At 41.2% G+C, this 19,525-nt stretch carries 22 protein-coding genes; 7 read left to right on the top strand and 15 right to left on the bottom strand.

Going from position 1 to position 19,525, the window contains the following annotated elements:
* Positions 1–14: 14 nt before the first annotated feature.
* The 8 genes from rpmF to A4G13_RS06645 all read right to left on the bottom strand — a co-directional run bounded on the left by rpmF (position 15) and on the right by A4G13_RS06645 (position 7,109).
* Positions 15–185: a 50S ribosomal protein L32 gene (rpmF, locus tag A4G13_RS06680; RefSeq protein ID WP_005544470.1), complete on the bottom strand. Its 171-nt coding sequence runs from the start codon at positions 183–185 to the stop codon at positions 15–17.
* A gap of 17 nt (positions 186–202) precedes the next feature.
* Positions 203–727, bottom strand: coding sequence for a 23S rRNA accumulation protein YceD (gene yceD, locus A4G13_RS06675; RefSeq protein WP_011201030.1), 525 nt, complete (start codon positions 725–727; stop codon positions 203–205).
* Positions 728–910: 183 nt separating this feature from the next.
* Positions 911–1,723, bottom strand: a complete 813-nt coding sequence (locus A4G13_RS06670) for an IS3 family transposase (RefSeq protein ID WP_243739756.1) — start codon at positions 1,721–1,723, stop codon at positions 911–913.
* Positions 1,724–1,734: 11 nt separating this feature from the next.
* On the bottom strand, positions 1,735–2,049 hold the full coding sequence (locus A4G13_RS06665) for a transposase (protein ID WP_165898014.1): 315 nt from the start codon (positions 2,047–2,049) through the stop codon (positions 1,735–1,737).
* 296 nt (positions 2,050–2,345) lie between these two features.
* Positions 2,346–3,203, bottom strand: coding sequence for a 1,4-dihydroxy-2-naphthoyl-CoA synthase (menB, locus tag A4G13_RS06660; RefSeq protein WP_090656782.1), 858 nt, complete (start codon positions 3,201–3,203; stop codon positions 2,346–2,348).
* Between the two features lie 85 nt (positions 3,204–3,288).
* Positions 3,289–4,044: a 2-succinyl-6-hydroxy-2,4-cyclohexadiene-1-carboxylate synthase gene (menH, locus tag A4G13_RS06655; protein WP_090656781.1), complete on the bottom strand. Its 756-nt coding sequence runs from the start codon at positions 4,042–4,044 to the stop codon at positions 3,289–3,291.
* A gap of 51 nt (positions 4,045–4,095) precedes the next feature.
* Entirely contained in the window at positions 4,096–5,802 is a 1,707-nt protein-coding gene (menD, locus tag A4G13_RS06650) for a 2-succinyl-5-enolpyruvyl-6-hydroxy-3-cyclohexene-1-carboxylic-acid synthase (RefSeq protein ID WP_011200959.1), read from the bottom strand.
* Positions 5,793–7,109 (bottom strand): isochorismate synthase, encoded by a 1,317-nt coding sequence (locus A4G13_RS06645; protein ID WP_090656780.1) that lies wholly within the window; start codon positions 7,107–7,109, stop codon positions 5,793–5,795. Before A4G13_RS06645 ends, menD begins: the two co-directional genes overlap by 10 nt.
* Before the next feature lie 237 nt (positions 7,110–7,346).
* Here A4G13_RS06645 and A4G13_RS06640 point away from each other — a divergent pair, with 237 nt between their 5' ends.
* Positions 7,347–8,561, top strand: coding sequence for a pyridoxal phosphate-dependent aminotransferase (locus A4G13_RS06640; protein ID WP_090656779.1), 1,215 nt, complete (start codon positions 7,347–7,349; stop codon positions 8,559–8,561).
* Between the two features lie 152 nt (positions 8,562–8,713).
* Here A4G13_RS06640 and A4G13_RS06635 read toward each other — a convergent pair whose 3' ends face one another.
* Positions 8,714–9,859, bottom strand: coding sequence for a 3-phenylpropionate MFS transporter (locus A4G13_RS06635; RefSeq protein ID WP_090656778.1), 1,146 nt, complete (start codon positions 9,857–9,859; stop codon positions 8,714–8,716).
* A complete protein-coding gene (gene proC / locus A4G13_RS06630; RefSeq protein ID WP_090656777.1) occupies positions 9,859–10,674 on the bottom strand; it encodes a pyrroline-5-carboxylate reductase in 816 nt (271 codons plus the stop codon). The genes A4G13_RS06635 and proC overlap by 1 nt, the downstream gene beginning before the upstream one ends.
* Before the next feature lie 120 nt (positions 10,675–10,794).
* On the opposite strand from proC, the gene rdgC reads away from it, so the two are divergent.
* From rdgC to A4G13_RS06605, 5 genes are all read left to right on the top strand, one after another.
* Positions 10,795–11,703 (top strand): recombination-associated protein RdgC, encoded by a 909-nt coding sequence (gene rdgC, locus A4G13_RS06625; RefSeq protein WP_090656770.1) that lies wholly within the window; start codon positions 10,795–10,797, stop codon positions 11,701–11,703.
* Positions 11,704–11,969: 266 nt separating this feature from the next.
* Positions 11,970–13,130: a Na+/H+ antiporter NhaA gene (gene nhaA, locus A4G13_RS06620; RefSeq protein WP_090656783.1), complete on the top strand. Its 1,161-nt coding sequence runs from the start codon at positions 11,970–11,972 to the stop codon at positions 13,128–13,130.
* Positions 13,131–13,395: 265 nt separating this feature from the next.
* Entirely contained in the window at positions 13,396–14,553 is a 1,158-nt protein-coding gene (locus A4G13_RS06615; RefSeq protein WP_090656769.1) for an iron-containing alcohol dehydrogenase, read from the top strand.
* 167 nt (positions 14,554–14,720) lie between these two features.
* The gene (locus tag A4G13_RS06610; RefSeq protein ID WP_165898014.1) at positions 14,721–15,035 is read left to right on the top strand and encodes a transposase; all 315 of its coding nucleotides are present in this window, start codon (positions 14,721–14,723) and stop codon (positions 15,033–15,035) included.
* Positions 15,023–15,859: an IS3 family transposase gene (locus A4G13_RS06605; RefSeq protein WP_157847505.1), complete on the top strand. Its 837-nt coding sequence runs from the start codon at positions 15,023–15,025 to the stop codon at positions 15,857–15,859. The genes A4G13_RS06610 and A4G13_RS06605 overlap by 13 nt, the downstream gene beginning before the upstream one ends.
* Before the next feature lie 133 nt (positions 15,860–15,992).
* Here A4G13_RS06605 and A4G13_RS06600 read toward each other — a convergent pair whose 3' ends face one another.
* Together A4G13_RS06600 and A4G13_RS06595 are read right to left on the bottom strand one after the other, a co-directional pair.
* The gene (locus A4G13_RS06600) at positions 15,993–16,748 is read right to left on the bottom strand and encodes a carbonic anhydrase (protein ID WP_090656333.1); all 756 of its coding nucleotides are present in this window, start codon (positions 16,746–16,748) and stop codon (positions 15,993–15,995) included.
* Positions 16,749–17,177: 429 nt separating this feature from the next.
* Positions 17,178–17,351, bottom strand: a complete 174-nt coding sequence (locus tag A4G13_RS06595; RefSeq protein WP_090656331.1) for a putative sulfate exporter family transporter — start codon at positions 17,349–17,351, stop codon at positions 17,178–17,180.
* Positions 17,352–17,369: 18 nt separating this feature from the next.
* On the opposite strand from A4G13_RS06595, the gene A4G13_RS06590 reads away from it, so the two are divergent.
* Complete coding sequence (locus tag A4G13_RS06590) at positions 17,370–17,507, top strand: hypothetical protein (protein WP_165898025.1); 138 nt, start codon at positions 17,370–17,372, stop codon at positions 17,505–17,507.
* Here A4G13_RS06590 and A4G13_RS06585 read toward each other — a convergent pair.
* Genes A4G13_RS06585 through A4G13_RS06575 form a run of 3 tightly spaced genes read right to left on the bottom strand, consistent with a single transcriptional unit; the run spans position 17,495 to position 19,411 of the window.
* The gene (locus A4G13_RS06585) at positions 17,495–17,851 is read right to left on the bottom strand and encodes an ASCH domain-containing protein (protein ID WP_207945315.1); all 357 of its coding nucleotides are present in this window, start codon (positions 17,849–17,851) and stop codon (positions 17,495–17,497) included. The genes A4G13_RS06590 and A4G13_RS06585 overlap by 13 nt on opposite strands.
* An 8-nt stretch (positions 17,852–17,859) precedes the next feature.
* Complete coding sequence (locus A4G13_RS06580; RefSeq protein ID WP_090656326.1) at positions 17,860–18,378, bottom strand: GNAT family N-acetyltransferase; 519 nt, start codon at positions 18,376–18,378, stop codon at positions 17,860–17,862.
* A 10-nt stretch (positions 18,379–18,388) separates the two neighbouring features.
* Positions 18,389–19,411, bottom strand: coding sequence for a hypothetical protein (locus tag A4G13_RS06575; protein WP_090656324.1), 1,023 nt, complete (start codon positions 19,409–19,411; stop codon positions 18,389–18,391).
* Positions 19,412–19,525 lie beyond the last annotated feature (114 nt).

The following is a 19,525-nucleotide window of genomic DNA, read 5'->3' as shown; positions in this document are numbered from 1 at the left end:
AGTAATAAGTTCAATTACTTGTTAATCACTTTACGACCACGGTAGTAACCGTCAGCAGTTACATGGTGGCGTAAATGAGTTTCACCGCTTGCTTTATCAACTGATACTGCAGCAGTAGTTAACGCATCATGTGAACGACGCATATCACGACGTGAACGAGATTTTTTATTTTGTTGAACAGCCATTGGCTATACTCCTAAATTTACTTTTGCTTTAAATTAGCTAATACAGCGAACGGGTTCGGTTTTTTTGCCAATTCTTCTGGCAATTCGCCAAAAACCTGTTCCTGCGCGGACACTTCACAGTGTTCAGATGAATGCATTGGAACAATTGGAAGATTTAAAATAAATTCATCTTCAATCGTACCAATTAAATCTATTTCCCCGAATTCATTAAATTCAATCGGTTCATAAATCTCCGGTAATTCATCAATTTTACTCAAATTAGCCACCGGACTATAACAAAACGTACATTCCAGCGTTTGATTGAACGTCTGACCGCAACGTTGACATTCTAATTCAACCTCAACCTGCGCCTGACCTTTCATCACCACTAATTTTTGCGGATCGATGAAAAACGATAATGTTACCTGTGCATCGCTGAGCACTTTTACCACTGACTCATTAAGACGAACCAACTGATCGGCTGCGTAGTAGCCTACGTAATCCAATCTGCGTTGCGCATCTTTAACCGGGTCAACGGTTAGGGGTAGTTTTACCTTTTGCATAGGGCGTGAATCTTACCTTCAGATAGAAAAATAGTCAAAGGAAATTATCATTTTTTAGCTGAAAAGTCTTGTGATGTTGTAAAAAAAGCCGGAATTTTTCCAAAGTTGTCTTTTAATAAGAAATGTAACGGAAAAAATCACCGCTGTGGGGAGCGAAATTTTTGCCGTATTTGTAGTGGTCAACTAATTTAACAGTCTCCGATAAGTTGTTTTTGCTAAAATCGGAGATAGACCTTGATTATAGCTATGTGGGCGAATGTGATTATAATACATCACATATTCTCTCACATCATTTACAGCACTTTCAAAATCACTATAACCACCTTTCAGCATCCATTCATATTTAAAACTTCGAAACCAACGCTCCACCGGCGCATTGTCCCAACAGTTACCACGACGGCTCATACTTTGTGTAAGCCCATGTTTCTTAACTGAATCAGTAAAGATTTCACTGCCATAAATACTACCTTGGTCTGAATGGAACAACATTCGCTCCGTGCGTTCAATATTCAGCATCGCATGATTCAGTGCATCTTTAACCAGCTCACTATCATGATAGCGACTTAGCTTCCAACCGACGACTTGACGATTTAATAAATTAATTACCACTGCTAAATAGCACCATATCCCATTGATTTTTATATAGGTCGTGTCACCACATAGCACGGTCGTTTGGCTATCAGGCGTAAATTCTCGACTTAGTATATTCTCAAAAACTTGACTGTTTCCTTTACTAGGATTGCGCCATTTTTGCGGTTGCTTACTAAATAATCCTTGCTTATTCATTAACTTACGAATTAAATACAACCCCACAAAAATACCTTTCTCTTTCAAATGCGATTGAATCGTTCGTTTGCCTGCTGAACTTCGGCTTGCATCAAAAATTGCCTTGATTTCAACGGCTAAAGCTGTGTGTTTCGCTGGCTTTTTGGCTGTGCGCAAATGGGCGTAGTAAGCACTTTCAGACACGCTAAATAGCTCACATAACCGGTTGATTCCTCGCGATTTTAACGTCGTAATGACTTGGTATTTTTGTTTTCGAGTGACATTAAAATCGCTGTAGCCTTTTTTAAAATGGCCTTATCTTCTTCAAGTTCTTTAATACGATTTTCAAGTTCTCGAATTCGTTGTTGTTCTGGGCTAATTGGCTTTGAACCAGCTAAAACGTAACCTTGTTGCTCCGCTTGAACTTGACTTATCCAGCGACGAAGTGCTGTTTCACCCACACCTAACTCTCGGCAAGCTTGAGAAACTGAATATCCTCGTTCAGTCACTAATTTTACTGCTTCAGCTTTATATTCTGCGCTAAATGTTCTTCTCATAATATTTCCTCATTTGTGATGTTATTTTACCACTTATTGAGGACTGCGGAATTAGTCTACCACTACAATATTTTTGGCGTATGTTGATAACGACAACAGCATTTCACTCCGTTCCCTCCTCCACGAAGTTAGAGGTGGAAAAGTAATGTTGTCTTTTCAACATAGCTAGTACCGCCAGTGCAGGCGCGATAATGTGATTTTCGCTCCCACCTTTATGGGGGGAGCTGTCACGCAGTGACTGAGGGGGCAGCAAGGGCCGCATAAAATTCTATAAATTCTAACCGCACTTAACAAAATTAAGGATTGCGTTTAAATTTGCTGAAATCCGGTTCGCGTTTTTGGTTGAAAGCGTTGCGACCTTCCTGACCTTCTTCCGTCATGTAGAACAACATAGTAGCGTTACCCGCTAATTCCTGTAAACCGGCCTGACCGTCGCAGTCCGCATTCAGGGCGGCTTTCAGGCAGCGCAATGCGATCGGGCTGTTTTGCAGCATTTCGCGACACCAGCGCACTGTTTCTTTTTCTAAATCCGCATAAGGTACCACGGTATTTACCAAGCCCATATTCAAAGCTTCTTTGGCGTCGTACATGCGACATAAGAACCAGATTTCGCGGGCTTTTTTCTGACCTACAATACGCGCCATATAGCTGGCTCCCCAACCGCCGTCGAAAGAACCCACTTTCGGACCGGTTTGACCGAATTTGGCGTTATCCGCCGCGATGGTTAAGTCGCACATCATGTGTAAAACATGACCGCCGCCCACCGCATAACCGGCAACCATTGCTACCACAGGTTTCGGGCAGGTACGGATATCGCGTTGAAAATCCAGTACGTTTAAGTGATGAACGCCGCTGTCGTCTTTATAACCGCCGTAATCGCCGCGGATTTTTTGGTCGCCGCCGGCGCAGAATGCGTATTCCCCTTCACCGGTCAACACGATAACACCGATTTTTTCATCGAAACGGGCGTCGGAAAAGGCGTGAATCATTTCTTTTACGGTTTGCGGACGAAATGCGTTACGTACTTCCGGGCGGTTAATAGTAATTTTGGCGATGCCGTCTTTGGATTTGTGGTAACGGATGTCGGTGTAACCTTCGCTGTGATCCGCCCATTCAACCGGGGCGTAAAGAAATTCTTCGCTTGGATATAACATTGTAAGTCCTTTGAGTTAATGAAAAGTGCGGTCATTATAGCGGAAGTTTTGCAAATCTAGAAAGAAAAACCGATAAATAAACAGATCATAAGTTATCCGTCTTTTTTATTTTATGATTTCGCAAAAGTGCGGTCAGTTTTTGCGAAAATTCGACGGGATTTTCCAGATGCGCATTATGCCCCGCATTAGCAATAAGCTGTAAGTTCAACTTTTCCTGTACCGCCATTTGGAGGAATTTTTGATCTTTTTCGCCGGCCAAATAATAAACCGGCAATGTACTTTCCCGCACTTTATCGCCTAAATAAGGCTGTTTAGCAAGGGAAGTTGCTTCCAGCATTTTACCGATATTTTTACCGCAGTTTGTAACACGTTTTTCAATTAAATCCGCACGTTGTTGTGCGTTTAAATGAGCAAATACAGGTTGTTGATACCAATCATTTAACACGCTTTCCGCAGATTCAGTGATAAACCGTTGAGCCCAAAATTCATCGTTTTTCCACCGCACTTTGCGTGCCTCATCACAGGTTAAACCGAGATTCGCACCTTCTAAAATCAAACCTTGTAAATTCCCCTTTTCGCATTGAGACTGCAACGCATAATAAAGGGCAATCCGCCCGCCAAGCGAATAACCCACTAAAAAATACGGCTGATTTCCTACCGCACTTTTGATTTGATGAGAGATAAAATCCGCACATTGCTCAAAATTATTCGCTTCAGTAAATTTATGTTCGCCGTGAAAAGGTAAATCCAGGCTGACGCAACGAAAGTGCGGTAGATTTTCGATGATTTTCCGCCAGTCGGATTTTGTGCCGAGCAAACCGTGTAAAAAAACCAGAGTCATTGTATTCACCTATAAAAAAACCTTGAAATTTATCAAGGTTTTTTACTCATTTTAAGCACCGATTACCGCATAACTGATTTGTTCAATTAAGCGTTTATAGGTGTTACTACCGTCCATCGGACCGACTTTAATTTCGATTACCGTCGCTTCTTTACGGGAATACGCCTGTTTCAGCACGGAGCTTAAATCCGCCCAGGTGTACGGACGGGCATATTTTAAATCGAACATTGAAGCCGCTTGCGAAAATTCCGTATGATGCGGCATGCGGTAAAATTCGCTTTTTACCGAACTTTCCACCGGCAGCATATCAAAAATAGCGCCGCCGTTATTATTAATCAGGAAAATAATCGTCGGTTGGTTAACGTTTTTGAACAATGCCAACGAGTTTAAATCATACAGAGCGGAAACATCGCCGATCATGGCGACTACGGGCTGATTCGAGCCCATTCCCACACCGGCTGCGGTAGCTAGTAAACCGTCAATGCCACTGGCGCCGCGGTTTGTAATTACCGGATAACCTTCCGGTAATTTGCCCAGAGCGTCCACAAGGCGGACAAATAAGCTGTTACCTAAAAATAAAATTCCGTTATTCGGCAAAATTCGTTCAATATGATGCGCCAATGAAGCTTCGTTTAAATTGCCGCCTACCTGTTGTTCGATAAAACTTGCGCAGAATTTAGATAATGCCAATGGTTCGAGCAACCAAGGTTTTTGCCGTAACGGCGGATGAGCGCGTAACCAGTGATGCACTTTGGCGGTAAAGCGGGTATGGATATGATGATAAGGATCCACTCTGTGCGCGCTTTCATCCACAATCCAGTATTCACCTTTGAAATCCGCCAAAAATTGGTTGATTCGTTTGCTGACAAAAGCATAGCCCAGCTGAATCACAAGATCCGCCTGCAATAATTTTTCGCGCACGGTTTTGTTGGCAAGCCAAATATCCGCATAAGGCAGACTTGGTTCAACGCCGGATTGAATGTCGGTTAATACTACCCACCCCATGGTATTTGCCCAGGCGGTAATACCCATACTCTGTTCCTGCGTTAAACGGCCCGCCACGATCACGCCGCGTTTGGTGCGCCAATTATCCCAATGCTCGTGCATCACCACTTCTTCCTGTAAAGCCTGATGATCCGCCCATGGTTTATTATGATTAAGCCAGCGCTGTACCGGCGCCAACCAAGGATGAACGTCGATTTCATCTTCATCGGCGTCATAAAGAGGCTCGGCGAACGGCACATTAATATGAATCACGCCTGCTTGTTGCGCTTGTTGATGACAAGCCTGATCCAGCGTAGAAATTAACCAGGAGACAATATAATCCTGACTCGGGCGAGGCAAATTCACGCTGGCAACAGGATAACCCGCAAACATATTTTGCTGCAAAATCGCTTGGTTTGCACCGCACTCTATTAATTCGTCCGGACGATCTGCGGTAAGCACAATCAGATTATCGCCGGTTTGGCGCGCTTCGATAATAGCAGGGTAAAGATTAGCCGCCGCCGTGCCGGAAGTTACGATAATCGCCACCGGTGTTTGCGAAGATTTTGCCAAGCCTAAAGCAAAAAAGCCCAAACCCCGTTCATCAAAATGCGTATGACACAACGCCCGCCGTTGTTCCTGCAAGCGGTTTGCTTCAAGCGTTAAAGGTGTGGAGCGGGAGCCGGGAGCGATACAGAAATGTTTCACTCCGTGACGTGTTAAAGTCTCAAGGATCACTTTTGACCAACAACGATTAAATGTGCTTACTGACATATGTGCTCTCCACTATTTTGTAATAAAGATAATAACCCTGATGCTTTTCTTTCAATTTCCTGCCATTCTAGCAAGGGGACAGAGCCTGCGACAATCCCTGCGCCTGCAAAAACACGAATTCTGTTTTGTTCCACAAAAGCGGAACGTAAAGTTACGCAAAATTCCGCCCTTGCACGGTTCATAAAACCTAAGGTACCGGCATACCAGCTTCTTTCAAAGGTCTCCGTTTTGGCTAAAAACCGTAATGCGTTTTGTTTCGGCAACCCTGCCACCGCCGCGGTGGGATGAATGGCGTTCAAACAAGCTTCATCCGCCGCAAGTGCGGTCAATTTTGCGAAAATTTTCCGCCGCAAATGCTGTACCAGGCGTAAACGTTTTAATTCTACGGATTGTACTTCGATATTCTGCGTAAAGGATTCAATATTACCGCAAATATCTTCCACCACCAGCATATTTTCGTACTCATTTTTTTCATCTTTGAGTAACCATTCGCCCTGCCGCTGATTTTGCTCTTCATCATCGCTCATAACAGCCGTTCCCGCCAGCGCTTCCGTCTGTAAATCTTGTCCGTTACGCAAATATAAACGTTCGGGCGACGAGCCGATAAAGGCGCAATCCGCTTTTTGGGCAAAGAAGAAATGATAACAACCGGTATTTTTTTTCTCGCTTTCAGCCAGAAAATCAATGGCGTTTATCGGCTGCCGACTGCTGAAAATACTTTCATTAGCCAACACAACCTTGGTGAAACTGCCTTTTTTTATTTCTAATAACGCCTGTTCCACCCATTCGCACCATTGAGCTTGCGTCGCTTTTTTTTCCACTAACTGCACGGATTGAACAACCGGCTCAAGCGCGACGGATTTTGTAAAATTTTTTAAACATTTGCCGGCAAGTTGCTTTTCTACCGATAAATCCTTTTGACTGTCAATAAATAAGGTCGCGGTGAGTTCGCCGTCAACTTGCCGTAACAATAAACGCGGCAAATAAAAATCGCATTCGCCGTTAAAGGTCATTCCGCCCACCAAAGTGAAATCCGCCCGCCGTACGAAAGTTTGCGCATGATTTACCGTTGTAAAAGTGCGCACCTGCCCGATTGTGGCAATATGGTTTTCCTGCTCGTTAGGAGAATCCGCCCGGCAATGCAAATAGAACTGAGGATAATCTTGTTGTGCTTTCAACCAGGCTAAAAGATTTTGTTCCAGCTGAATTTTTGCCGTAAGCGCGGTAATTTCAGGCTGATTTTTACAAGGTTGATACGCATCCATTTGCTGTATTAGCTGTTGTTGTAATGATTGCAAACTATCCATCGTTAGAAACATATATGAAAGAATTAAAGCTAAACCGGCTTAAACCGACAAAATACCCAGCTCAAAGGGTTAACGGAGCCATTAATTCTACCGCAATTTAAAAAAATTTTTTAGTAAATCTTTTATTCCGTTTAAAATAAGCGTAAATTGAAAAAACTTTTCCTGACGCTTGCGGAAGTTTTAAACACAAGCCCAAAAGACAACATCAAAAAGTAATTAGTAATTAAGGTAGCCCTTATGGAACTCTTTCCTAAATCGAATAAATTAGAACATGTCTGTTATGATATTCGCGGCCCCGTGCATAAAGCGGCGCTTCGTTTAGAAGAAGAAGGTCACAAAATTTTAAAACTGAATATCGGCAACCCCGCGCCTTTCGGTTTTGAAGCGCCCGACGAAATTCTGATTGATGTTATCCGCAATTTACCGACCGCACAAGGCTATTGCGATTCCAAAGGGCTATATTCCGCCCGTAAAGCTATTGTGCAATACTACCAATCAAAAGGTATTCACGGCGCTACGGTAAATGACGTGTATATCGGTAACGGCGCCTCGGAACTAATTACAATGGCAATGCAGGCGCTTTTAAACGACGGCGACGAAGTGCTGGTGCCAATGCCTGACTACCCGTTATGGACTGCGGCGGTAACCTTGGCAGGCGGTAAAGCGGTACATTATCTTTGTGATGAAGAACAGGATTGGTTCCCGGCTATCGATGATATTAAAAGCAAAATCACCTCCCGCACCAAAGCCATTGTTATTATTAATCCTAACAATCCGACCGGTGCGGTTTATAGCAAAGAACTTTTATTGGAAATTGCCGAAATCGCACGGCAAAACGGTTTATTAATTTTCTCTGATGAAATTTATGACAAAATTTTATATGACGGCGCGGTTCACCACCATATTGCGGGCTTAGCGCCCGATTTATTAACCATCACCATGAACGGTTTGTCCAAAGCCTATCGCATTTGCGGTTTCCGTCAGGGTTGGATGATTTTAAACGGGCCTAAAGATAAAGCACGCGGCTATATCGAAGGGTTAGACATGATCGCCTCAATGCGGTTATGTGCGAACGTGCCGATGCAACATGCCATCCAAACTGCGTTAGGCGGTTATCAAAGTATTAACGAATTGATTGTGCCCGGCGGTCGTTTGTACGAACAACGCAACCGCGCCTATGAATTATTAAATCAAATTCCCGGCGTAAGTTGCGTAAAACCGATGGGCGCACTTTATATGTTCCCGAAAATCGACATTAAAAAATTCAATATTTATGACGATGAAAAACTCGTGCTCGATTTGCTGGCGCAGGAAAAGGTGTTGTTAGTTCACGGTAGAGGCTTTAACTGGCACGCGCCTGACCACTTCCGAATCGTTACTCTGCCTTATGTGCATCAAATTGAAGAGGCCTTGAGCAAATTCGCCCGATTTATGGAAAACTATCATCAATAAGAAATTTTATTGAATCAACAACGCCTGTCCTCCGACAGGCGTTTCGGATTATCAATAAAATCTTTCGTCCTCACCCTTTATAATAGCGCTGATAACACTGAATTTAACTAAATACATATATTTCCTTATATGAGTGGGTAACACAAACGGAATTATGCGTTTGTCGGCTTGCGCGGAATCACAAATAATGCGATCAACGCACAAATCATCATCACCAAAAATACCCAATGACTTGAGATGGGGTAGATTATGCCGGCTAAAGCGGTCAATAACGCTACGGAAGCGCAACTTGCCAAACCGCTGTACAAAGATTGCAAACGCACCATAGCGTTTTGCGGCTGCATGCCGATATAGCGCACCATGGCATAATGCAGAGCGGCAAAAGTGAGGCTGTGTAAACATTGCAATAAGGCGATTTGCCATAATGCGTCAGTGTAGCTGAACGCCCCCCAACGCAACGCAGCGGCGGCTGCCGACAAATAAAAAATAGCGTTCACCGACCAATTTCTAAATAAACGACCGGAGAAAAAGAACAACAGGATTTCCGCAATAACGCCTAATCCCCATAACAAACTGGTAGTTTCAACGGCGATACCCCGATTTGTCCAATAAATAACGCTATAAACATAATAACCCGCATGAGATCCCTGAATTAACATGGCGGCAATAATTAACCTCAAATGAGTCGGTTTTTTCAAAAGTTCGCCAAAACCGACCGCACTTTTTGCCGAATTTTTATCTTCATCCGCCGGTTTCGGCTGAGGCGGTACCATTTGTAAAACGGCATATAGACCGAATAAACCGATTAATATGCTGATAATATATTGCTCGCCGATAGCGCCGATTAAAGAACCGAACACAGTGACGCCCACCACAAAAGCCGCCGACCCGATAAGCCGCGCCTTGCCGTAATCCAACCTAATCTGGCGTTGCCAGGTGGTCGCCATTGAATCCGTTAAAGGCATCCCGGCAGCATTAACCATGCTGAAAACGGCGATAGCAATAAAAATCAACCAGAAACTTTCCGACACAAACGCCATCGCAGTAATAACAAAAACATTAGCCCAAGCCAATAATCTTAAGGCGGATAAAATTTGATTCGCCCGTTTTACCCGGGAAGGAAAGAAAATACCGCCTAGAAAACGGAAAAGATAAGAGGAAGCAATAACCGCGCCGATTAATTCGGTGCCGTAATTTTGCGATTTTAACCACACTGGTAAAAAAGGAACCAGCACGCCGTAAGCGCAATAATAACCGAAATAACTTAGCGCCAGCCAAGTAAAAGGACGAACGTTCATTAAAATAATTTTTCCATTTCCTGAGAACGGGCAACGCAGGCTTCCATCGCCTGTTGCACGATTTTATCTAATTGATATTGATTAAACACCGCCAACGCCGCCGCAGTGGTTCCGCCTTTTGAAGTGACATTTTCGCGTAATGTCGAAAGGGGCAGCTGCGGATTGTTTTCCACCATTTTCGCCGCACCTAAAGCGGACTGCTGCACCAAAGTGCGGGCATTTTCCGGTGAAATTCCCATGCTTGATAATGTTTTTTCCATAGCTTCCATAAATAGAAAGAAATAAGCGGGGCTTGAGCCGGATCCTGCGGTAACGGCGTGCATATCCTCTTCTTTTTGTAGCCAGCAGGTTTTCCCTACCGCATTCAGCAAATCTTCAGCGAAATCCTGATATTCCCCGTTAAGCCCTGTCGATGCAAATAAACCCGCCATGCCCTCCGACACCAGCGCCGGCGTGTTCGGCATTACCCGCACAATATTTTTCGCCGTTGGAAGCAGCGCCGATAAACGGCTTACGGAAACTGCGGCAGCAATGGAAATGACCAATTTTCCGCTAAAATCCACCGCGCTTAATGGGCCGCAGGTTTCCGCCATCGCCTGAGGTTTTACCGCAAGCACCACTACTTCCGCTTTTTCCGCCGCCTCTACATTCGTTAAATTGACCTCAACGCCTTTTTGGGCAAATAAGTTGCGTTTAGCCTCATTACGATCGCAAACAATTAATTTTGCCGCCGAATATCCTTTATTCAACAATCCGAACACTATCGCCTGCGCCATATTTCCGCCACCGATAAAGGTGATCAATTTATTTTTCATTTAATTCTCCGATTTAGAGTAAAATACCGCAATATTTTACCCCATATCGTTCCAAGATTGTTAAGCAATGTTATACGAATATGGCATGTTCCCTTTAAACTTTCGTAAGGACATCATCAAATGTACTGGTTCAAAAATGCAATGATTTATAAGCTCACTAAAGAGCTCGATTGGTCGGAAGATAAACTTCAACAAAATCTGGCGCAATGCGCCTATCACCCTTGCGGTCAATCGGATATGAGCAAATTCGGCTGGACAACGCCGTTGCGCGGTGCCGAACTATTCTGCTTTTCAGTGGGTAAACAAATTTTATTGGTAGCTCACAAGGAAGAAAAAATAATTCCCGCGCATGTAATAAAACGGGAATTAGATAACAGAATCAATGAATTAGAAGAAAAAGAAAACCGCAAACTGAAAAAAACCGAAAAGCAGGCGCTGAAAGACGATGTGGTATCGGTGCTGTTACCCCGCGCATTCAGTAAAAATCAACAAACGGCGATTTGGATCGATACCGAAAAAAATTTAATTTATGTCGACGCGGCTTCAAGCAAACGTGCCGAAGATGTGCTCGCTTTATTACGGAAATCTTTAGGCTCGCTCCCGGTGGTACCTCTTGCCTTTGCTAATGAGCCAAGCATGGTGATGACCGATTGGATCATTAAAAACTATATGCCGCAATGGCTGGTTCCCTTAGAAGAAGCCGAGCTTAAAGCGGCTGACGACAGAGGCATTATTCGCTGCAAAAATCAAGCTTTGGACAGCGAAGAAATGATCTCTCACTTGCAGGCGGGCAAATTTGTGACCAAACTTGCCCTTGAATGGGAAGAGCATTTAACCTTTGTATTAAATGACGACGGCACCTTAAAACGGTTGAAATTTGCCGACATGATTCGTGAAAAAAACGATGATATTTTAAAAGAAGACTTTGCCCAACGCTTTGATGCCGATTTTATTTTGATGACCGGCGAATTGGCAAAGTTGACGGAAAATCTTATTGAGCATTTTGGCGGTGAAAAAAACCGTTTATAGATAGCTGAATAAAGGCGCCTTTTTAAGTAAAACAATACTGTTTTCAAACAGTTTAATGCACTTTTTTCGTACAAATCCGCATTCAAATAAGAAAATTTAATAGCAAATTAGATGCCATTATAACCAAAAAGATAAAATATTAGATATCATCTAATCATTTACTAAAATTAACGCTTAATTAATGGTTTTGTAATAAAAAATCTATAACTTATGCTAAGATGAGTCCATCTATAAATCTAACATTTAAAGGAGGATGCAACATGTTTATGGCTCAAATCCAGCGCTTTTTTAAGATGGGCTCGGCAAGTGGCATTTTATTATTTTTCTTTGCATTATTAGCAATGATTTTTGCTAATACGTCTTTGAATAATTTTTATTTTAACTTTTTGGACATTCCTGTTAGCGTTCAGTTTGGCGAATTTATGATCAACAAAACCCTGTTACACTGGATTAATGACGGGTTTATGGCGGTTTTCTTCGTACTCGTAGGGCTTGAAGTAAAACGAGAAATGCTTGAGGGTTCGCTTTCCCGCTATCAACTGGCTATTTTTCCGGCGGTTGCCGCCATCGGCGGTATGATTGTGCCGGCTCTCATCTATTACTTAATCACCAATCAACACCCGGAATTAAGTAACGGCTGGGCTATTCCAATGGCGACGGATATTGCCTTTGCTTTAGGGATTGTCGCATTGCTCGGCACTCGCGTACCTTTGCCGTTGAAAGTCTTTTTGCTGGCGTTAGCTATTATTGACGACTTAGGCGCTATCGTAGTTATTGCCGTTTTCTTCTCCGAGGAATTGAGTATTCAGGCGCTAAGCGTAGCAATTGTGGCGATAGCCGGCTTAATTACCCTCAACCGTATGAAAGTGGGACATTTATGCGCCTATTTAATTTTCGGCTTAATTTTATGGGCTGCGGTATTAAAATCCGGCGTTCATGCAACTCTTGCCGGTGTAATTATCGGTTTCTGTATCCCGCAAAAAGATAGCGAAGGCAAAAGTCCTCTGCATACCTTTGAACATATTCTCACCCCTTGGTGTTCATTTTTTGTCTTGCCATTATTCGCCTTTGCCAATGCGGGGGTGTCATTAGGCACGATTAATACGGATATGATCTTCTCCACCCTGCCGTTGGGTATTGCGCTGGGTTTAATTGTGGGCAAACCTCTAGGCGTATTCAGCTTTAGTTATTTTTCGGTCAAACTGGGGATTGCCAAACTGCCGGAAGGTATAAAATGGAAGCAGGTTTTTGCTATCGCAATTTTGTGCGGTATCGGTTTCACTATGTCGATGTTCCTGGCGGGCTTAGCCTTTACCGACGGGCAATCGGACAGCTTAATCAATACCTTGTCAAGATTAGGTATTTTGCTTGGTTCGTCCGTATCGGCAATATTAGGTTATTTATTGCTTAAAAGTACAACCAAATAACCCGATCAAAAATTTAGGAAAAAATAACCGCACTTTTGTGCGGTTATTTGTTATTACGCGTTCATTAATTCTTATCACTCCAAATAGGCACTTCAAAACCGCCAAAAATTTGAAGTTTGTCACAATTATTAAAATTTTGTTAATTAAATGTAACAATTTCCTTTTGCCTATTTTTTAAGAGGTATATAGTACATTTATCGAACAGCAATTGCTGATTTGATAAACAGAATTTACTCAAGCTATTTTTCTCATGGGGGTAGTGCTTATGTCAACATATTACTTTTTACCAACCAGAAACGTATTCGGAGAAAACGCTGTTGAAGAAGTCGGCGAGTTAATGAGAAGCTTGGGCGGCAACCGACCGCTCATCGTGACCGACGGCTTTCTTGCTCAAAGCGGCATGGCGGAACAACTCGCCACCATCCTAAGAGGTGCCGGCTTAGAGCCTATTATCTTCGGCGGTGCGGAACCTAACCCGACGGATAAAAACGTGGAAAGCGGTATCGCCTTCTATCACGACCATAACTGCGATTGTATTATTTCTTTAGGCGGCGGCTCATCTCACGACTGCGCGAAAGGTATCGGTTTAATTGCCAGTAACGGCGGTCGCATTCAGGATTATGAAGGCGTGGATCGTTCAACCAACCCGATGGTGCCGTTAATGGCGGTAAACACCACTGCCGGTACCGCTTCCGAAATCACCCGCTTTTGTATCATCACAGATACGGCCCGCAAAGTAAAAATGGCGATTGTGGACTGGCGCGTTACTCCGCAAATTGCGGTAAACGATCCGCTGCTGATGAAAGGCATGCCGGCGGGTTTAACAGCCGCAACCGGTATGGATGCTCTCACTCATGCCATTGAAGCCTATGTTTCTACCGCAGCCAATCCGCTTACGGATGCCGCAGCTTTAATGGCGATTTCCATGATCCAGCAATATTTGCCGAAAGCCGTGGCAAACGGGGATTACATGAAAGCCCGCGATAAAATGGCCTACGCCCAATACTTAGCGGGTATCGCATTCAACAACGCTTCCTTAGGTTACGTACACGCAATGGCGCACCAGTTAGGCGGTTTCTATAACCTGCCGCACGGTGTTTGTAACGCAATTTTACTGCCTTATGTGGAAGAATTTAACCTAATCGGCAACCTCAACCGCTTCCGTGATATTGCCAACGCAATGGGTGAAAACATCCAGGGCTTGAGTACCGATGACGCAGCGCTCAAAGCCATCGCCGCGATCCGTCGACTAAGCAAACAGGTAGGCATTCCTGCCAACTTAAAAGTACTCGGCGTTAAACCGGAAGACTTTGACGTCATGGCTGAAAATGCAATGAAAGACGTTTGCATGCTCACCAACCCGCGCAAAGCTACCAAACAACAGGTTATCGAAATCTTCCAACGCGCCTATGACGGCGATTAACCGGGATTAATCAGCAAACCAATAGCAAAAGTGCGGTAAAATTTACCGCACTTTTTTATGAGGACAGCGCCCTTTTTAGAAAAACAGGCGCTTCTAACAGTGTAGTGGTAGACTAATTCCGCAGTCCTCAATAAGTGGTAAAATAACATCACAAATGAGGAAATATTATGAGAAGAACATTTAGCGCAGAATATAAAGCTGAAGCAGTAAAATTAGTGACTGAACGAGGATATTCAGTTTCTCAAGCTTGCCGAGAGTTAGGTGTGGGTGAAACAGCACTTCGTCGCTGGATAAGTCAAGTTCAAGCGGAGCAACAAGGTTACGTTTTAGCTGGTTCAAAGCCAATTAGCCCAGAACAACAACGAATTCGAGAACTTGAAAATCGTATTAAAGAACTTGAAGAAGATAAGGCCATTTTAAAAAAGGCTACAGCGATTTTAATGTCACTCGAAAACAAAAATACCAAGTCATTACGACGTTAAAATCGCGAGGAATCAACCGGTTATGTGAGCTATTTAGCGTGTCTGAAAGTGCTTACTACGCCCATTTGCGCACAGCCAAAAAGCCAGCGAAACACACAGCTTTAGCCGTTGAAATCAAGGCAATTTTTGATGCAAGCCGAAGTTCAGCAGGCAAACGAACGATTCAATCGCATTTGAAAGAGAAAGGTATTTTTGTGGGGTTGTATTTAATTCGTAAGTTAATGAATAAGCAAGGATTATTTAGTAAGCAACCGCAAAAATGGCGCAATCCTAGTAAAGGAAACAGTCAAGTTTTTGAGAATATACTAAGTCGAGAATTTACGCCTGATAGCCAAACGACCGTGCTATGTGGTGACACGACCTATATAAAAATCAATGGGATATGGTGCTATTTAGCAGTGGTAATTAATTTATTAAATCGTCAAGTCGTCGGTTGGAAGCTAAGTCGCTATCATGATAGTGAGCTGGTTAAAGATGCACTGAATCATGCGATGCTGAATATTGAACGCACGGAGCGAATGTTGTTCCATTCAGACCAAGGTAGTATTTATGGCAGTGAAATCTTTACTGATTCAGTTAAGAAACATGGGCTTACACAAAGTATGAGCCGTCGTGGTAACTGTTGGGACAATGCGCCGATGGAGCGTTGGTTTCGGAGTTTTAAATATGAATGGATGCTGAAAGGGGGTTATAGTGATTTTGAAAGTGCTGTAAACGATGTGAGAGAATATGTGATGTATTATAATCACATTCGCCCACATAGCTATAATCAAGGTCTATCTCCGATTTTAGCAAAAACAACTTATCGGAGACTGTTAAATTAGTTGACCACTACACAGAGATAACAATAGAAAAATTCCCCTCTTTAGCAAAGATGGGTTAGGTTTTTCTGAACTTATAATCAATCTCCCCAAAAGAAAAACGGCACAGGTTAGGAAACCTGCACCGTCCCAGAGGTTATTTAGCAATAGTTCGCTCATTTAATGGCTGAACTGGACGATTATTTTTAACGCCAACCGCTTTTGCAAATTTTTCTACTTGTTCGGCACTTACATGACCGTATGCTTTTAATACAATCCAATCCACACCTTCAGTGCAAGGAGGCGTAGTTAATGAACCTTCAAAACTATAGTAACTTTGTTTTGAAGAAATTAACGTTGCAGGATTAAATTTCGCTTTTAATTTTACTTTTTCTCCTGCTTTTTCGGGCATACCGGCCCAAATATCTGCAAGTTGTGCATTCTCGCCTCCAATTTCATAAAGTACCGCTACAACTACGATACCGCCATCTTTTGCCACGTGGACAAAGTGCCCTTCCAGTGGTAAATACTGACCGTCAATCGTATTTTCACTTGGCGAATGGAAATGGAATTGCTTTAAGGTATAAACTTTACCGTTAATTGTTAACGTGCTGTTTTCGTCTGTTAAATCCGCTTGGATAGAGTGACCGTTATTAACTACCGTCGCTTTTGAAGCTAAATAGTTTATATTTAACGCAGGCAAATCTTTATCCGTTGCTTTTTGTACTTGAATATTTACAGGCGACTGTTTTTGACCGACGGCACAAGTTTTGAATTTATCGGATAGCCCTCCCCAATATTCCGGCGAAACATCTCCCGTATAACCCCAATGTTTTTCAGTTGTTGAACAACCACTTAAAATAAAACCGGACACTAAAAGCGCCGCTGCTGTTGACAATAATTTTTTCATCATGTTTACTCTTTTTTAGATAAGTTAGGTATTGTCCTAAAATAATTTGATAGATTCCAACTAAGTTTAACCGGTTTAGTCTGTCAAAAATATTGCACTTGAATTTATGCTTTGTTGCACTTGGATTGTAAATCAAGCCTTAAAAAAACATCTGCGCATTTCTAAATAATCTCATTCAAGCTCGTTAATAACGCACGCATCCCTGTGTTCGCTTATTATATCCCTCTTAAAAAGAAACGGCACAGGCTAGGAAACCTGCGCCATCGGAGAATTTGCGTACAGAAAAAACGCTTAAATGAGCCGTTAATTAAAGCATTTTGGGAAAGTCTGATGTAAAAAACTTCACCAATAATGACCGCACTTTTAACCTAATAATCTTTCCGCCGTTATATTAATCGCAAATCCGTCGATAATTAACCAAAGACACACCACCTAGCCCAAGATTAAAGGTTTTATACCTGCCTGTTTAATGGTGTTAACTTGCGTGGTTAAGCCTAACGCCGCCATCGACATCATTAGTAAAAAATTATCTAGGGTAATTAACAGTTCAACGATACTTTGCGGTAATAATACAAAAGAATTAAAGATTGTCACGCCGATAAACATCAAGGCAAACCACGGGATATGACAACCATTGATTTAAATCAGCTTTCCACATTACCTTTAGTATTGCGTGAAAAAGGATCGGGCACGCGAGAGTTCATCGAACAACTGATTTTAAATCACATGCCGGGACAGGTAGAATATAACTATTTCAGATAAATATATGATTGAGGAGCCCTATCTATGCCGAAATAGCTTAATTCTTTGGGTTTAGAATATTTACAAACAGCTCCTATCTTTATGGCATAAGCAACATTTTTATTAAAAAAGTAATTAAAAAAATTATCTTCAGTAATACAAATCGACTTCTCAAAACGTCGAAAAATATTCTCAGGACTATCAATTACAATACTATCTATATTAACTTCTCCTATGACCTTCATAACAGGACTTGTTGCATAGATGACAATAGTACTAACTTTCTTTTGGAAAATCCTCCTTCTTAATTCATAAACTTTTTCACCCGAAAAAATTTTATCTACATATTGTGGTTTAATAGACATTAATACTTTCATTTAAACAACCCATTATAGATATATTCAATTTTATTTTTCCGGTATAAATCTGGAATTTCATCTTTCTTTTCAAAACCATATTTATTAAAAATTCTTGAAAATATATCTACAGACTCTTCCGGAACTGTAATCAATGGTTTTTTGGTATCTAAAAATCCAAATGCAATCTCAAGTAATTCAGAACCAATACCTTTTTTCTGATAGCTATCTTTTATTCGTAATGTGCAAATTTTTTTCTCTTCGAGATGATTTTTTAAAATCATTAATCCAGAAATAGATAATGAATTATTTTCATTTGATAATGAAATAAACATTTCACGATTATTCGGATTGATTTTTATCTCCTGAATAACCTTATTATACCAGTTGGAAATATCTGGATATGCAGGAAGAAAACCTTGAATTTGCTGATTGAGTACTGATTCGCTTTCTAAATATTCTAGTGATAAACGCTCAAATAGTTCTTTTAATGTATCAGGATTAATGTCAGAATATTTAATTATTTGATACTCCATAATTATCCTCCTAATGAAAAAATCTCAAAAAAAAATCATAAAATAAATTAGATATTACAGAAATCAATATAACAATTAAAACATAACATAGCATTCTCTTCCCAACATTTAATGGATATTTAAATCTTGAAAGATTAGTAAAAGAAGATATATATTTTTTATTATTTTCATTCTTTTCTTCTGCAATTTCTTTAAAATGATATGCTATTACATCATTATTTTTATTTAACTCTATATAGTCTTTCCAAACTTCTCTTTCTAAAAGTCTACTTTTATATTTATCAGAGCCAGAAATAAATTCATCAGTTGAACTTCTCATTATTAAATAATGAATGCTATTTATATTAAAAGTATTTAATCTAAAAACTTCTTCTTTTATATTTTCTGTTATAGATCTAAAATCATTAATTCTAAAATCTATAATCTCAGTTGTTCTTAATGATGAATCTTGTAGTATATTTATACGCTCATTTTCTCTCTTTAAAATATAAATATGATCATTGTCTTTAGGATGTATTCTTATTCTGAAATAGTAAATATCAGTACCATTTAAGGATGGTAAAACTTCTTCATTGCCAGATAAAATGTTTTTAACATTAACTTCTACTCGTCCATACTCGTCTTGATCGCAGAATTCAATTAACGATGCATCTAATTTGTATAGTATAAATTCTTTCCGATCTTCACTGGAGGATTTAAAATTATCACCTCTTTTAGTAATTTTAGTTCTATTAGGATGAATTTTTGATAAAACTTCGCAATCTTCATTAAATATTGCCTCAATAAGATCCGGTTGTTGAGATAATATACCGCCTAAATCGTCAACTCTATCTATATGAAATGGACAATACAATATGATACTACTAACACTTTTAATATTCTCGACCATAAAACCAAAATCTATAATTGGAGCGATTTCTGGTTTCCGAGCATTTACCCCCCATAGATTAACATGAATATCAATCTCAATCTCAGTCTCCTTGGAAACATCATCCCTTTCCCTTTTTGTATATTCTAATAAAAAACTCCGCACAAACTCACCTTTATTCATCTGCAAATGAACAATAAACTGATGTATAGTTTAATCTAGTTAGGATCCGACGTCTAATAATTTAAAAAAAAAAGCACTCAGAAAAATCCAAGTGCT

Origin of the sequence: Basfia succiniciproducens (assembly GCF_011455875.1) — a bacterium.
Lineage (GTDB): Bacteria > Pseudomonadota > Gammaproteobacteria > Enterobacterales > Pasteurellaceae > Basfia > Basfia succiniciproducens.
Note: the sequence above shows the minus strand (reverse complement) of the source record. Positions and strands in the feature narration are given on the sequence as shown.